Annotated in this window: 1 protein-coding gene; it reads left to right on the top strand. The window is 63.2% G+C overall.

What is annotated here, in order from left to right; genetic code table 11:
- Positions 1–427: DUF429 domain-containing protein (locus AC1DU6_RS36020; RefSeq protein ID WP_477863480.1), on the top strand; the 427-nt coding region annotated here is incomplete at its 5' end.
- Between the last annotated feature and the right edge of the window lie 76 nt (positions 428–503).

Below are 503 nucleotides of genomic sequence, written 5' to 3'. Positions count from 1 at the left end.
GGACTTCAGCGATCCCGATCTTGCCAATGCGGAGGCGGGCAAACGCGGGCAGAAGAAGGTCTCGCGCCAGCTCTGGCACCTTGGGCCGAAGATCATGGAGGTCGATGGCTTCGTGCGGGAACAGCGCGATCTCGATATCCGCGAAGCCCATCCCGAACTTGTCTTTCTCCGTCTGAACAAAAATGCGCCGCTACCGTCCAAACATACGGAGCAGGGGCTCGCGCTGCGCCGTCATCTGTTGCTTGCGAATGGCTTCAGCGATCTCGACGACTGGCTCACTGCCAGGCGCGCGCGGACCGGCGCAAAGCCGGATGATGTGCTCGATGCCTGCGCGGTGGCGCTGGCGGCGCGCGATTGCATGGGCTGTCTGCCGGAAGGCAATGCACCGCGCGATGTGCTGGGCGTGCCGCAGCAAATCTGGTTCTAGCTCAACTGCAATTCGTCACCTGGCTCGAGCATAGCCGTCGCCACCAGCCGCGGACGCCATCGTGGCTTTCCACCAG

It is taken from the genome of Roseateles sp. P5_B10, from assembly GCF_056400485.1.
Note: the sequence above shows the minus strand (reverse complement) of the source record. Positions and strands in the feature narration are given on the sequence as shown.